General features: G+C 54.5%; 11 protein-coding genes. 8 read left to right on the forward strand and 3 right to left on the reverse strand.

Annotated features, from left to right (window positions below; genetic code table 11):
• The first annotated feature begins 314 nt into the window (after positions 1 to 314).
• From fruB to fruA, 3 genes are read left to right on the forward strand one after another with little or no spacing between them, the layout of a single operon-like run.
• Positions 315 to 1,445, forward strand: a complete 1,131-nt coding sequence (gene fruB, locus AC0LWE_RS12435; protein WP_202693199.1) for a fused PTS fructose transporter subunit IIA/HPr protein — start codon at positions 315 to 317, stop codon at positions 1,443 to 1,445.
• Positions 1,445 to 2,383 (forward strand): 1-phosphofructokinase, encoded by a 939-nt coding sequence (fruK, locus tag AC0LWE_RS12440; protein ID WP_059179268.1) that lies wholly within the window; start codon positions 1,445 to 1,447, stop codon positions 2,381 to 2,383. Before fruB ends, fruK begins: the two co-directional genes overlap by 1 nt.
• Before the next feature lie 16 nt (positions 2,384 to 2,399).
• A complete protein-coding gene (fruA, locus tag AC0LWE_RS12445) occupies positions 2,400 to 4,091 on the forward strand; it encodes a PTS fructose transporter subunit IIBC (protein WP_216981136.1) in 1,692 nt (563 codons plus the stop codon).
• A 49-nt stretch (positions 4,092 to 4,140) separates the two neighbouring features.
• On the opposite strand, the gene nfo is transcribed toward fruA, so the two are convergent.
• Positions 4,141 to 4,998: a deoxyribonuclease IV gene (nfo, locus tag AC0LWE_RS12450; protein ID WP_174343167.1), complete on the reverse strand. Its 858-nt coding sequence runs from the start codon at positions 4,996 to 4,998 to the stop codon at positions 4,141 to 4,143.
• Between the two features lie 64 nt (positions 4,999 to 5,062).
• Entirely contained in the window at positions 5,063 to 6,109 is a 1,047-nt protein-coding gene (locus AC0LWE_RS12455; RefSeq protein ID WP_059179265.1) for a YeiH family protein, read from the reverse strand.
• Between the two features lie 98 nt (positions 6,110 to 6,207).
• Here AC0LWE_RS12455 and yieE point away from each other — a divergent pair, with 98 nt between their 5' ends.
• From yieE to cirA, 3 genes are all read left to right on the forward strand, one after another.
• A complete protein-coding gene (gene yieE, locus AC0LWE_RS12460; RefSeq protein WP_059179264.1) occupies positions 6,208 to 7,074 on the forward strand; it encodes a DNA-binding transcriptional regulator YeiE in 867 nt (288 codons plus the stop codon).
• A 158-nt stretch (positions 7,075 to 7,232) separates the two neighbouring features.
• Positions 7,233 to 8,702 carry a lysine-specific permease gene (gene lysP, locus AC0LWE_RS12465; protein ID WP_059179263.1) on the forward strand — a complete coding sequence of 490 codons (1,470 nt, stop codon included), beginning with the start codon at positions 7,233 to 7,235 and terminating at the stop codon, positions 8,700 to 8,702.
• A 294-nt stretch (positions 8,703 to 8,996) separates the two neighbouring features.
• The gene (gene cirA / locus AC0LWE_RS12470; protein WP_216981137.1) at positions 8,997 to 10,967 is read left to right on the forward strand and encodes a catecholate siderophore receptor CirA; all 1,971 of its coding nucleotides are present in this window, start codon (positions 8,997 to 8,999) and stop codon (positions 10,965 to 10,967) included.
• Positions 10,968 to 11,016: 49 nt separating this feature from the next.
• Here cirA and fghA read toward each other — a convergent pair whose 3' ends face one another.
• The gene (gene fghA / locus AC0LWE_RS12475; protein WP_202667481.1) at positions 11,017 to 11,853 is read right to left on the reverse strand and encodes an S-formylglutathione hydrolase; all 837 of its coding nucleotides are present in this window, start codon (positions 11,851 to 11,853) and stop codon (positions 11,017 to 11,019) included.
• 138 nt (positions 11,854 to 11,991) lie between these two features.
• Between fghA and AC0LWE_RS12480 the strand changes: the two genes are divergently transcribed.
• Positions 11,992 to 13,140 (forward strand): YbfB/YjiJ family MFS transporter, encoded by a 1,149-nt coding sequence (locus AC0LWE_RS12480; protein ID WP_216981138.1) that lies wholly within the window; start codon positions 11,992 to 11,994, stop codon positions 13,138 to 13,140.
• A gap of 104 nt (positions 13,141 to 13,244) precedes the next feature.
• Positions 13,245 to 13,913, forward strand: coding sequence for a GTP cyclohydrolase I FolE (gene folE, locus AC0LWE_RS12485; protein ID WP_204771478.1), 669 nt, complete (start codon positions 13,245 to 13,247; stop codon positions 13,911 to 13,913).
• Positions 13,914 to 13,921 lie beyond the last annotated feature (8 nt).

Here is a 13,921-nt window from a genome sequence, read left to right on the forward strand (position 1 = left end):
TAATAAACAGGTGATGCGGTCAATTATCCCACAACTAAATCAAAATAGCATTTCAAAATTATAGGTTGCTGAACAGTGCTGAAGCGAAGCGGCAGGCATCACCCAACCATCAGCAGATGTAAGTCAATCGTTGAAGAAATGTGCTGCACTTCTAAATTCTGAAACAGAAACGGCAACTTTCCTTGCAAGCTTTATCAGAAAGCGCAAGACTCCTTGAAACGTTTCAGCGCTATCCTATCTCTCTAACAGAGCACGTTAGCGCATTTTTTCTCATTAAGGCTGAAACGATTCAAGTTCAGCGAGAGAGGAGAACCATGTTCAAGTTATCAGTGCAAGACATCCATCCGGGCGAACAGGCCGGTAATAAAGAAGAAGCCATTCGTAAGATTGCGGCGAGCCTTGTGCAGGCAGGGAACGTTGCTGAAGGCTACGTTGACGGCATGCTGGCGCGCGAGCAACAGACCTCAACCTTCCTGGGTAACGGTATCGCTATTCCTCACGGCACTACGGATACCCGCGATCAGGTCCTGAAAACCGGCGTTCAGGTTTATCAGTTCCCGCAGGGCATTTTGTGGGGCGAAGGGCAGGTGGCATACGTTGCCATCGGTATCGCCGCCAGTGGTGATGAACACCTGGGCTTGCTGCGTCAGCTGACGCATGTGCTGAGCGACGACGCTGTGGCTGAACAACTTCAGTCAGCGACCACGGCTGAAGAGCTGCGTGCGCTGCTGATGGGTGAAAAGCAGAGTGAAGTGCTGAAACTGGATAACGATACGCTGACGCTTGATGTTCTCGCCACCGATCTGGTGACGTTACAGGCGCTTAACGCGGGTCGCCTGAAAGAAGCCGGTGCGGTTGAGACCGCCTTTGTCGCCCGCGTAATCAACGACAAGCCGTTAAATCTCGGTCAGGGTGTCTGGTTGAACGACAGCGCAGAAGGCAATGTCCGCAGCGCAATCGCGGTGAGCCGTGCAGCAACAGCATTTGATGTGGATGGCGAGCAGGCAGCGCTGCTGGTGACCGTCGCGATGGCGGATGAGCAGCCGGTTGCGGTGCTTAAGCGCCTCAGCGACATGCTGCTGAGCAGTAAAGCTGACCGTTTGCTGAACGCAGATACCGCTACGTTGCTGGCACTGCTGACCAGCGATGACGTTTCTACCGATGACGTGCTCAGCGCTGAATTTGTAGTGCGTAACGAGCACGGCCTGCATGCCCGTCCGGGCACCATGCTTGTCAACACGATCAAACAGTTCGACAGTGAAATCACCGTGACCAATCTTGATGGTTCCGGCAAACCGGCCAATGGCCGCAGCCTGATGAAAGTGGTCGCGCTGGGTGTCAAAAAAGGCCATCGCCTGCGCTTCACTGCGCAAGGTGCTGATGCTGAACAGGCGCTGAAAGCGGTTGGCGACGCCATCGCGGCAGGTTTGGGGGAGGGCGCATAATGAGCAGACGTGTCGCCACTATTACGCTAAACCCCGCATACGATCTGGTTGGTTTTACGCCAGAAGTGGAACGCGGTGAAGTCAACCTCGTGCGGACCACGGGCCTGCACGCTGCGGGTAAAGGCATTAACGTTGCTAAGGTGCTCAAAGATTTGGGTATTGACGTGACCGTGGGCGGATTCCTGGGAAAAGACAACCAGGATGGTTTTCAGCAGCTGTTCAGCGAGCTGGGGATTGCGAACCGCTTCCAGGTCGTTCAAGGCCGTACCCGTATTAACGTGAAGTTGACAGAAAAAGACGGAGAAGTGACCGACTTCAACTTCTCCGGTTTCGAAGTGACGCCCGCAGACTGGGAACGCTTTGTTAACGACTCTCTGACCTGGCTTGGTCAGTTTGACATGGTTTGCGTGAGTGGCAGTTTGCCATCCGGCGTAAGCCCGGAAGCGTTCACCGACTGGATGCTGCGTCTGCGTAGCCAATGCCCATGCATCATCTTCGACAGCAGCCGCGAAGCGCTGGTTGCCGGTCTTAAAGCGTCTCCGTGGTTGGTTAAACCCAACCGTCGCGAGCTTGAGATCTGGGCGGGTCGTAAACTGCCAGAATTAAAAGATGTTATTGAAGCCGCTCATGCGCTGCGTGAACAAGGTATCGCTCACGTTGTGATTTCTCTGGGTGCGGAAGGTGCGTTGTGGGTTAACGCGTCTGGCGAATGGATTGCCAAACCACCGTCGGTGGAAGTTGTGAGTACCGTGGGCGCAGGGGATTCGATGGTCGGCGGCCTGATCTATGGCCTGCTGATGCGTGAATCCAGTGAACATACTTTACGTCTTGCAACCGCTGTTGCTGCCCTGGCCGTAAGCCAGAGCAATGTTGGTATTACCGAACGTACCCAGTTGGCCGCGATGATGGCGCGCGTTGACTTAAAACCTTTTAACTAACAGCAGGAGAGGCATAATGAAAACGCTGCTGATCATTGATTCCAGTCTTGGACAGGCTCGCGCCTATATGGCGAAAACGCTGCTGGGCGCAGCGGCAGACAAAGCGCATGTTGAAATTGTCGATAACCCGAATGACGCTGAACTGGCGATTGTTCTGGGCGACAAAATGCCCGCTGACAGCGCGCTGAACGGTAAAAAAGTGTGGCTGGGCGATATTAACCGCGCCGTGGCACACCCAGAATTATTCCTGAGCGAAGCGAAAGGCCATGCGGCGATTTACAGCGCGCCGGTCGCCGATGCTGATGTATCCGCAACGGGTCCAAAACGTATTGTGGCTATTACCGCATGCCCAACCGGCGTGGCGCATACCTTTATGGCGGCTGAAGCCATCGAAACCGAAGCGAAAAAACGCGGCTGGTGGGTGAAGGTTGAAACCCGTGGTTCTGTCGGCGCAGGCAATGCGATTACGGCTGAAGAAGTGGCTGAAGCCGATCTGGTGATTGTGGCGGCTGATATCGAAGTAGACCTGGCAAAATTTGCCGGTAAGCCGATGTATCGCACTTCAACCGGCCTGGCGCTGAAGAAAACAGCACAGGAGTTTGACAAGGCGCTGGCCGAAGCCAAGCCGTATCAGGCCTCTGCAAAATCACAATCTGCAACTGAAGGTAAGAAAGAGTCCGCGGGCGCCTATCGTCACCTGCTGACCGGTGTTTCTTACATGCTGCCGATGGTGGTGGCGGGCGGTTTGTGTATCGCGCTCTCATTTGCCTTCGGTATCGAAGCGTTTAAAGAGCCGGGCACACTGGCTGCTGCGCTGATGCAGATTGGTGGCGGTTCAGCGTTTGCGCTGATGGTACCAGTGCTGGCGGGTTACATTGCATTTTCCATCGCTGACCGTCCAGGGCTGACGCCAGGTCTTATCGGCGGTATGCTGGCAGTGAGCACCGGCTCCGGATTTATCGGCGGTATTATCGCGGGTTTCCTGGCGGGTTACGTTGCGAAAGCGATCAGCTCGAAGCTGAAGCTGCCGCAAAGTATGGAAGCGCTGAAACCGATCCTGATCATTCCACTGATTTCCAGCCTCGTGGTTGGTCTGGGCATGATCTACCTGATTGGTAAACCGGTTGCTGGCATCCTTGAAGGTCTTACCCACTGGCTGCAAACCATGGGTACGGCGAACGCGGTACTGCTGGGCGCAATCCTCGGCGGCATGATGTGTACCGACATGGGCGGTCCGGTAAACAAAGCGGCATATGCCTTTGGTGTTGGCCTGCTGAGTACCCAGACCTATGCGCCGATGGCGGCAATCATGGCAGCGGGTATGGTGCCACCACTGGCCCTGGGCCTGGCAACGATTATTGCACGTCGTAAGTTTGATAAAGCGCAGCAGGAAGGGGGCAAAGCAGCTCTGGTTCTCGGTTTGTGCTTCATCACTGAAGGTGCCATTCCGTTTGCAGCACGTGACCCAATGCGCGTTCTGCCATGCTGTATCGTTGGTGGCGCAGTGACGGGTGCTATCTCCATGGCAATCGGCGCAAAACTGATGGCACCGCACGGTGGTCTGTTCGTTCTGCTGATTCCTGGTGCGATTACGCCGGTGCTGGGTTATCTGTTCGCGATTATTGCGGGTACGCTGATTGCTGGTCTGTCTTACGCGGTGCTCAAGCGCCCGGAAGTGGAATCCGCAGCGGTAGCAAAAGCAGCATAAGTTCGTTGAATCAATAAAAAAGCCGGGTGCTAATGCGACCCGGCTTTTTTTATGCCGCTTGTTCAGCGGTCTGCTGTGCTTTCAGCCATGCGATTTCTTCCGCCCAGATATCCGGATTAACCGTCTCCAGCACCATTGGAATACCGTCAAAGCGCGCGTCTTGCATAATAAAGCGGAACGCATCGTGACCAATGTTGCCTTCGCCGAGGCTATGGTGGCGGTCAACACGGCTGCCAAACGCGCTTTTCGCATCGTTTAAATGCATACCGCGCAGATACTTGAAGCCGACAATGCGCTCAAATTCTGCAAAGGTTTTCTCGCACTCTTCGTGACTGCGCAGATCGTATCCTGCGGCAAAGGCATGGCAGGTATCGATACACACGCCCACGCGCGTTTTATCTTCCACGCCATCGATAATTGCCGCCAGATGTTCAAATTTGAAACCCAGATTACTGCCCTGGCCGGCCGTATTTTCGATAACCGCCGTGACGCCTTCTGTTTGCGCCAGCGCGATGTTGATGGATTCCGCAATGCGCGCCAGACAGGCGTCTTCGTCGATTTGCATCAGATGGCTGCCCGGATGGAAATTCAGCAGCGTCAGGCCAAGCTGTTCGCAACGCTGCAATTCATCAAGAAAGGCCTCACGTGATTTATCCAGCGCTTCCTGAACCGGATGGCCCAAGTTGATGAGGTAACTGTCGTGCGGCAGGATCTGCCCCGGCCCGAAGTTGTACTTTTCGCAGGCGGCTTTGAAATCATTAATAATTTCAGGGGTGAGCGGCGCAGCGCGCCACTGGCGCTGGTTTTTGGTGAACAGGGCGAACGCGGTCGCCTCAATTTCGGCGGCGCGGATGGCGGCATTTGCAAGGCCGCCTGCTGCGCTAACGTGCGCTCCAACATATTTCATAAAGGGACTCCTGTTAACCCGAAACGCTTATGATAGCGGGTTAACAGGAGAAGGATGTAGTGCTTTATGCCATCAGGCTGTGTACGGCCAGGTTGATAGCGCCCCCGCCGACAATCAACCAGACAAAGAGCATTAATGCCATCAGCAAAGGTTTTGCACCTGCTTTTTTCAGCGCGCTGACGTGCGTGGTGACGCCGAGCGCTGCCATCGCCATTGCCAGCAACACGGTATCCAGCGTGACGAGCATATCAACCATTGCTTTTGGCAGCAGATGGAATGAGTTAAACACCGCCACTGCGATAAACAGAATCGCAAACCACGGAATGGTAATTTTACTTTTTTCACCTTTCCCGGCGGGTGTCAGCTGTTTAACACGTGCGGCCAGAATAATCAGGAACGGTGCCAGCATCATCACGCGCAGCATTTTGGCAATGACCGCTGAATTTTCCGCCTCAGGGCTGATGGCGTGACCCGCAGCGACAACCTGTGCCACTTCGTGCATCGTTGAGCCAATATAAATGCCGTACGTTTCAGGCGTGAACCAGTGTGCGACCAGCGGATACATCGCCGGATAAAGGAAAATCGCCAGCGTACCGAAGATAACCACGGTCGCCACTGCAACCGTCACTTTACTGGATTCCGCCTTAACCACCGGTTCTGTCGCGAGTACTGCCGCGGCCCCACAAATACTGCTGCCCGCACCAATCAGCCAGCTGGTTTTTTTATCCAGCCCGAAGACTTTTTGGCCGATAAAGCAGGCCAGCAAAAAGGTGCTGGTCAGCGTCAGAGCGTCAATGGCAATCCCGCTGACGCCCACGTCCGCAATCTGCGAAAAAGTGAGGCGAAAACCATACAGAATAATGCCCAGACGCAGCAGGTGCTGTTTGGCGAAAATCACACCGCCGTCGCAGGATTGTGAAATCTGTGGATATACCGTATTGCCGACCACCATGCCGAGCAGAATAGCCAACGTGAGTGCGCTAAACCCGGCACCTGCGACGGCCGGAATACTCCCGCCCCATAATGCTGCACCGGTGATGGCGGCACTGAGCGCAAGCCCCGGCGCGTAATGCCACACTGAACGATGATTGTGTAGGGTAATTGCTGTCATAACCTTCTCCTCTCTCTGGTTAAAAGATTACGGCGCTCTGGCTTAAAAATAAAATTGATTATATATTTATAATTAATCTTTATAAGTGGTAAGCAACCATGCACATAACATTGCGTCAGCTTGAAGTTTTTGCCGAGGTCCTGAAAAGCGGATCAACGACTCAGGCCTCTGTGCGCCTGGCATTGTCACAGTCTGCAGTCAGCGCGGCACTCACCGATCTTGAGGGCCAGCTTCGCGTTCAGCTTTTTGACCGGGTAGGCAAACGCCTGGTGGTAAATGAACATGGGCGCTTGCTGTACCCGCGTGCGCTGGCGTTGTTGGAGCAAGCGGTTGAAATCGAACAGTTATTTCGCGAGGAGAATGGCGCCATCCGTGTGTTCGCCAGCAGCACCATCGGGAACTATATTCTCCCGGAGGTAATCGCCCGCTACCGTCGCGATTTCCCGACGCTGCCGCTGGAGATGAGCGTCGGCAATAGCCAGGATGTGATTAACGCTATTATCGATTTTCGCGTGGATATCGGGCTTATCGAAGGGCCGTGTCATAACGTCGATATTATTGCCGAGCCGTGGCTGGAAGATGAACTGGTGGTCTTTGCTTCTCCGGCTTCTGCGTTGTTGCACGGCGACGTCACGCTGGAACGCCTGGCGCAGGCCCCGTGGATTTTACGTGAACACGGTTCCGGCACGCGCGAAATCGTCGATTATCTGCTGCTTTCCCATTTGCCGCAGTTTCATCTGGGGATGGAATTAGGGAACTCCGAAGCCATTAAACATGCTGTGCGCCACGGCCTGGGAATCAGCTGTTTGTCACGTCGGGTGATTGCCGAACAGCTTGAGAGCGGCTCGCTGGTGGAAATCCCCGTCCCGTTGCCCAAGCTGGTGCGCACACTGTGGTGTATTCATCATCGGCAGAAACACCTCTCCAGTTCTCTTCAGCGTTTTCTGCGTTATTGCAACAACTAGCCTTCTCTTTCCCCGCGCGGGAGAGGGGAGGTCGCTCAGCTTTACTTATAATCCTCGGCCAGTCATGAAGCTCTCTTATAACTGCGCATTTCTGCCAGAAGGAACGCGGATCGTCTGCTACAATCGCGCCTCATTTTTAAAATGGACAGCATTTTCACATGGTTTCAGAAAATAAAACCACAGAAGCGCCCGCGCTACGTCGCGAACTCAAGGCGCGTCACCTGACAATGATCGCCATTGGCGGATCCATTGGGACAGGTCTTTTTGTTGCATCCGGTGCAACCATTTCAGCAGCAGGTCCTGGCGGCGCGCTGTTTTCGTATATGTTGATTGGCCTGATGGTGTATTTCCTGATGACCAGCCTGGGCGAACTGGCGGCATACATGCCGGTTTCCGGCTCCTTTTCGACTTACGGTCAAAAATACGTTGAAGAAGGCTTTGGCTTCGCGCTGGGCTGGAACTACTGGTACAACTGGGCGGTAACTATCGCTGTTGACCTCGTGGCCGCGCAGCTGGTGATGAACTGGTGGTTCCCGGACACGCCGGGCTGGATCTGGAGCGCCATTTTCCTGGCGGTGATTTTCCTGCTGAACTACATCTCCGTACGTGGTTTTGGTGAGGCAGAATACTGGTTCTCCCTGATCAAAGTGACGACCGTGATTATCTTCATCATTGTCGGCGTGGCGATGATTGTGGGCATCTTTAAAGGGGCCGAACCTGCGGGCTGGAGCAACTGGGAAATTGGCGAGGCGCCGTTTGCCGGGGGATTTGCGGCCATGATTGGCGTGGCGATGATTGTTGGTTTCTCCTTCCAGGGAACCGAACTGATTGGTATTGCTGCCGGTGAATCGGAAGACCCGGAGAAGAACATTCCGCGCGCAGTGCGTCAGGTGTTCTGGCGTATTCTGCTGTTCTACGTATTCGCGATCCTGATTATCAGCCTGATCATTCCTTACACCGACCCGAGCCTGCTGCGTAACGATGTGAAAGATATCAGCGTCAGCCCGTTCACGCTGGTCTTCCAGCATGCTGGTCTGCTTTCAGCGGCGGCGGTGATGAACGCGGTTATTCTGACGGCGGTGCTTTCTGCGGGTAACTCCGGCATGTACGCCTCAACGCGTATGTTGTACACCCTGGCGTGCGACGGTAAAGCGCCACGCATTTTCGCCAAACTGTCACGCGGCGGTGTTCCGCGCAATGCGCTGTATGCCACAACGGTGGTCGCGGGGCTGTGCTTCCTGACCTCTATGTTTGGTAATCAGACGGTCTATCTGTGGTTGCTTAATACCTCCGGTATGACAGGCTTTATCGCCTGGCTCGGGATTGCCATCAGTCACTATCGTTTCCGTCGCGGTTACGTTATGCAAGGGCATGATATTAACGACCTGCCATACCGCTCAGGATTCTTCCCGATTGGGCCGATCTTCGCCTTCGTTCTGTGCCTGATCATCACGCTCGGTCAGAACTACGAAGCCTTCCTGTCAGACACCATTGACTGGGGCGGCGTGATGGCGACATATATCGGGATTCCGCTGTTCCTGATTATCTGGTTTGGTTACAAACTGACAAAAGGCACGCGCTTCGTCAGCTACAGTGAAATGGACTTCCCTGGACGATTCAAAAAATAATCGCTTTTCCTCTCTTTCAAACCCGCTCACATGAGCGGGTTTTTTTATGTCCACAGTATGGAGAAAAGACATAATTGTTAACAATTTAATTGATAATAGTTATCGTTTGCTTTATCGTTACGGCGATTTTCAACAGGATGAAAGCGTCAGCGTGGCGGTCTGTTTTTGACGATGACGTGACGGCCACACCTGCACATAAACACCCATCCGACCGGCCAAAGAAGCAGGCGGAGCGCAAGGCATTGTGAGCAATAAATATTTGATATTGTTGTGTTTACCTCATGGAGAAATGGAATGTTTAGGTTGAATCCCTTCGTAAGGGGAGGACTTTGTGCGTCCGCACTGTCCCTTGCCCTGCCTGTTATTGCTGCGGAATCTGGCGACACGATGGTTGTCACTGCATCGGCCACCGAACAAAACCTCAAAGATGCGCCTGCCAGTATTAGCGTCATCACTCAGCAGGATCTGCAACGTAAGCCGGTCAACAACCTGAAAGATGTCCTGCGGGAAGTGCCAGGCGTGCAATTAACCAGCGAAGGGGATAACCGTAAAGGCGTGAGCATCCGAGGACTGGACAGCAGCTATACGCTGATTCTGGTTGACGGCAAGCGCGTCAGCTCGCGCAATGCCGTATTCCGTCATAACGACTTCGATCTCAACTGGATCCCGGTTGACGCCATTGAGCGTATCGAAGTGGTGCGCGGGCCAATGTCATCGCTGTATGGTTCCGATGCGCTGGGCGGGGTGGTGAATATCATCACCAAAAAAATTGGTCAGAAATGGACCGGTACGCTGACGGCGGACACCACCATCCAGCACCACCGCGATCGTGGCGATACCTATAACGGCCAGTTCTACACCAGCGGTCCGCTGGTGGACGGCGTTCTGGGGCTGAAAGCCTTCGGAAGCCTCTCTAAGCGTGAAAAAGACGATCAGCAAAAATCCTCCACGACAGCGACCGGCGAAACGCCGCGCATTGAAGGCTTTACCAGCCGCAGTGGTAATGTGGAACTCGCCTGGACGCCAGACGAAAATCATGATTTTACCGCGGGGTACGGTTACGACCGTCAGGATCGCGACTCCGACTCGCTCAACAAGAACCGCCTGGATCGCCAGAACTATTCTCTGAGCCACAATGGCCGCTGGGATGTGGGCAACAGCGAGCTGAAAGTTTACGGTGAAAAAGTCGATAACAAAAATCCTGGCAACAGTAGCCCGATCACCTCGGAAAGCACTGCCGTGGACGGGAAATACGTGCTGCCGCTGGGTGAAATCAGTCAGCTGCTGACTCTGGGTGGCGAATGGCGTCACGATAAGCTGAAAGATCCTGTCAACCTGACGGGTGGTACCAGCAATAACACCTCGGCCAGCCAGTACGCGCTCTTTATCGAAGATGAATGGCGTATCTTCGAGCCGCTGGCGCTGACCACCGGTGTACGTATGGATGACCATGAAACCTATGGCGATCACTGGAGCCCGCGTGCGTATCTGGTGTATAACGCGACCGACACGATGACGGTGAAAGGTGGCTGGGCCACGGCCTTTAAAGCGCCATCGCTGCTGCAGCTTAGCCCTGACTGGACCACCGGTTCCTGCCGCGGCGCATGCGAAATTGTGGGGAGCCCGGATCTAAAACCGGAAACCAGCGAAAGCTTCGAACTCGGCCTATATTACGCCGGGGAAGAGGGCTGGTTAGAAGGCGTTCAGGCCAGCATCACCACCTTCCAGAATAACGTGGATGATCGCATTAGCATCACCCGTACCGCCAACGTTAACGATGCGCAAAGTTACCCGAATTATGTCGGGTTGAACGGCGACGGCGAACCGATTTTCCGCTATTACAACGTCAACAAAGCGCGTATTCGTGGCGTCGAAACGGAACTGAAATTCCCGCTGGCAGAAGACTGGAAAATGACGCTGAACTACACCTATAACGATGGGCGTGATATCAGCAACGGCGGTAATAAACCGCTGTCCGAACTGCCGTTCCATACGGCAAACGGTACGGTTGACTGGCAGGCGACCCAGGCATGGTCATTCTACGTGCAGGGTAACTACACGGGTGAGAAGCGCGCCGTTGCCGACGGTGATACAACGCCTGGCGGCTATGTCGTCTGGAATACGGGCGGAGCGTGGCAGGCAACGAAAAACGTTAAGCTGCGTGCCGGCGTGCAAAACCTGCTGGATAAAGATCTCAGCCGTGACGATTACAGCTATACGGAAGATGGCCGTCGTTACTTTATGGCCGTAGATTATCAGTTCTGATGTATGAAATGCCCGGTGAGCGAAAGGCTACCGGGCATAATGCTCGGGCTTACTTGAACAAATGCTCCGCATGGAAGCGGAGATGATCTTCAATATACGATGCGATGAAATAGTAGCTGTGATCGTGACCCGGCTGAATGCGTAACGTCAGCGGCCAGGCTTTCTGGCGCGCCACTTCTGCAAGGACAGCTGGCTGGAGCTGGTTGGCGAGGAACTGATCCGCATCGCCCTGATCGATAAGCGTAGGGATGGCGTCTCCCGGCTGGCTCGCCTGCATTAGTGCGCAACTGTCCCACTCCTGCCATTTATCCGCATCCTCACCCAGATAGTGTGAAAACGCTTTTTGTCCCCACGGTACCTGCGTGGGATTCACGATCGGGGCAAACGCAGAGACGCTGGTGAACGTGCCAGGATTTTTGAGCGCCATAATGAGCGCACCGTGTCCGCCCATCGAATGCCCGCTGATCGCGCACCGGTCACCGACATCAAATTCCGCTGCAATCAGCGCGGGCAGCTCATTACGAATGTAATCATACATCCGGTAATGGCTTGCCCACGGCTGCTGCGTGGCGTTCAGATAAAATCCTGCGCCTTTACCTAAGTCGTAACCCGCATCATCGGCGACATCATCGCCACGGGGACTGGTGTCCGGCATAACAAGAGCAATGCCCAGCTCGGCGGCAACGCGCTGCGCGCCTGCTTTGGTAGTGAAGTTTTCATCGTTGCAGGTCAAGCCAGAAAGCCAGTACAGCACCGGCGGTTTTGCCTTCCCGTTGGTCGGCGGTAAAAAAATACTGAACGTCATCGCGCAATTCAGTGCTGTGGAGTCGTGCCGCCAGCGCTGCTGCCGACCTTCAAAACAACGGTGCTCTTCGAGCAGTTCCATGCAAGGCTCCTTAATGCTTACAGATATTCATTAAACCCATAATACATATTATTCATTCACCTGTGAGCAACTTTCACTTCCGCTGTTACCCGATATACTGCATCATAAATTTACTTAAATTTAACATTTGGAGCGATTATGGCGCTGCGTATCGCGCTCAGTGGATTTGTGGTGCTTGTCGTCGCGATGGGAATAGGGCGTTTTGCCTTTACGCCCCAGGTTCCGCTGATGATCGCGGCTGGACAGCTTACGCTGACCAGCGCCGGATTAGTGGCAGCCATGAATTATCTTGGCTACCTGGTCGGTGCATGGGATGCCATGCGTGCGCATCGTTTTGTCGAAGGGCGCTTGTATCTGGGGATTGTAGGCGCCGTGGCGCTGACGCTGCTCTCCGCTGTGGCGGATAACGCCATCGTACATGGAATGATACGCTTTGTGATCGGCTGCATGAGCGGCTGGTCCATGGTGTTGATCGCCGCGTGGACCAATGAACGGCTGGCGCATTCCGGCAAGCCTGGTCTGAGCGCGGCGGTGTTTGCGGGTCCAGGGGCGGGCATTGCGCTCAGCGGCCTGCTGGCCGTCTACATTCAGGCGCGATCGCTTTCGGCGGGTGCAGCCTGGCAAATTTATGGCGTACTGGCGCTGATTTTAATTGTGCTGGTGGCGCGCTATTTACCGCGTGGCGGACAGCTGCACCGCCCTGGTACCGCACCCGATCCGCTGGTACTGACACCCGATTTGCGTCGCCTGGTCTGGAGCTATAGCCTGGCCGGGTTTGGGTATATTCTTCCGGCGACATTTTTGTCGCAGATGGCCGCTTTACGTTTCCCGGGAAGCCTGTTTGCCCAGTTTGTCTGGCCAATTTTTGGCGTAGCGGCCGTGGTGGGGATCGCGTTGGGTATCGCACTGCGCCATGTCTCGACGTCGAATCGACGTTTATCCATTGTGCTGTGGTTGCAGGGATTGGGCGTTTTTGCCGCTTGGTTAATGCCGGGGATCGCGGGTCTGGTGACCGGTGCGTTGCTGGTCGGAGGCGGATTTCTCTGCGCCGTTCAACTCTCGCTGCTGTGTGGCCGCGAGCTGGCACCCGAACATACCCGTTACATGGCGGGACTCTTGACCACGGGATACGCGATAGGCCAGCTGGTGGGCCCGGTGACATCCGCGATTTCCACCTGGCTGACTCACCAACTGGAGCCTGCGCTCGGTCTGGCGGGTGTCGCCCTGATTGTTGGCGGAGCACTGGTCTGGAACCGTCAGGCTGAAAGGCAACGGCAATCGCAATAATTATCGCTGTGAATACTGGATTATGTGCGTCACCTCACGCACAATGAGCGAACACTTTTGCCTCTATGAGGGTAAAAGGCAGCCACACCTGCAGGAGAAAAATAATGCCATCACTCAGTAAAGAAGCCGCTCTCGTCCACGAAGCGCTGGTTGCGCGTGGTCTTGAAACCCCGCTGCGTCCACCGGTCAACGAACTGGACAATGAAACACGCAAACGTCTTATTGCCGGTCACATGACCGAGATTATGCAGTTGCTGAATCTCGACCTGAGCGACGACAGCCTGATGGAGACGCCGCAACGCATCGCAAAAATGTATGTCGACGAGATTTTCTCCGGCCTGGATTATGCTAATTTCCCAAAAATCACCGTCATCGAAAATAAAATGAAAGTCGATGAAATGGTGACCGTGCGCGAAATTACGTTGACGAGTACCTGCGAACACCACTTTGTTACTATCGATGGCAAAGCGACCGTGGCGTATATCCCTAAAGATACGGTGATTGGCCTGTCTAAAATTAACCGCATTGTGCAGTTCTTTGCCCAGCGTCCGCAGGTTCAGGAACGTTTGACCCAGCAAATTCTGACTGCGCTTCAAACGCTGTTGGGGACCAACAATGTGGCTGTATCCATTGATGCCGTGCATTATTGCGTGAAAGCGCGCGGCGTACGTGATGCCACCAGTGCAACGACCACGACCTCCCTTGGCGGTCTGTTTAAGTCGAGCCAGAATACCCGTCAGGAATTTCTGCGCGCAGTGCGTCACCACAACTGATCGGAAGG

It is taken from the genome of Lelliottia sp. RD5, from assembly GCF_056032945.1.

What these genes read in the sequence shown, in the direction of transcription:
- fruB (WP_202693199.1), top strand. Translation starts at nt 315, where the DNA reads ATGTTCAAGTTATCAGTGCAAGACATCCATCCGGGCGAACAGGCCGGT.
- fruK (WP_059179268.1), top strand. Translation starts at nt 1,445, where the DNA reads ATGAGCAGACGTGTCGCCACTATTACGCTAAACCCCGCATACGATCTG.
- fruA (WP_216981136.1), top strand. Translation starts at nt 2,400, where the DNA reads ATGAAAACGCTGCTGATCATTGATTCCAGTCTTGGACAGGCTCGCGCC.
- nfo (WP_174343167.1), bottom strand. Translation starts at nt 4,998, where the DNA reads ATGAAATATGTTGGAGCGCACGTTAGCGCAGCAGGCGGCCTTGCAAAT.
- AC0LWE_RS12455 (WP_059179265.1), bottom strand. Translation starts at nt 6,109, where the DNA reads ATGACAGCAATTACCCTACACAATCATCGTTCAGTGTGGCATTACGCG.
- yieE (WP_059179264.1), top strand. Translation starts at nt 6,208, where the DNA reads ATGCACATAACATTGCGTCAGCTTGAAGTTTTTGCCGAGGTCCTGAAA.
- lysP (WP_059179263.1), top strand. Translation starts at nt 7,233, where the DNA reads ATGGTTTCAGAAAATAAAACCACAGAAGCGCCCGCGCTACGTCGCGAA.
- cirA (WP_216981137.1), top strand. Translation starts at nt 8,997, where the DNA reads ATGTTTAGGTTGAATCCCTTCGTAAGGGGAGGACTTTGTGCGTCCGCA.
- fghA (WP_202667481.1), bottom strand. Translation starts at nt 11,853, where the DNA reads ATGGAACTGCTCGAAGAGCACCGTTGTTTTGAAGGTCGGCAGCAGCGC.
- AC0LWE_RS12480 (WP_216981138.1), top strand. Translation starts at nt 11,992, where the DNA reads ATGGCGCTGCGTATCGCGCTCAGTGGATTTGTGGTGCTTGTCGTCGCG.
- folE (WP_204771478.1), top strand. Translation starts at nt 13,245, where the DNA reads ATGCCATCACTCAGTAAAGAAGCCGCTCTCGTCCACGAAGCGCTGGTT.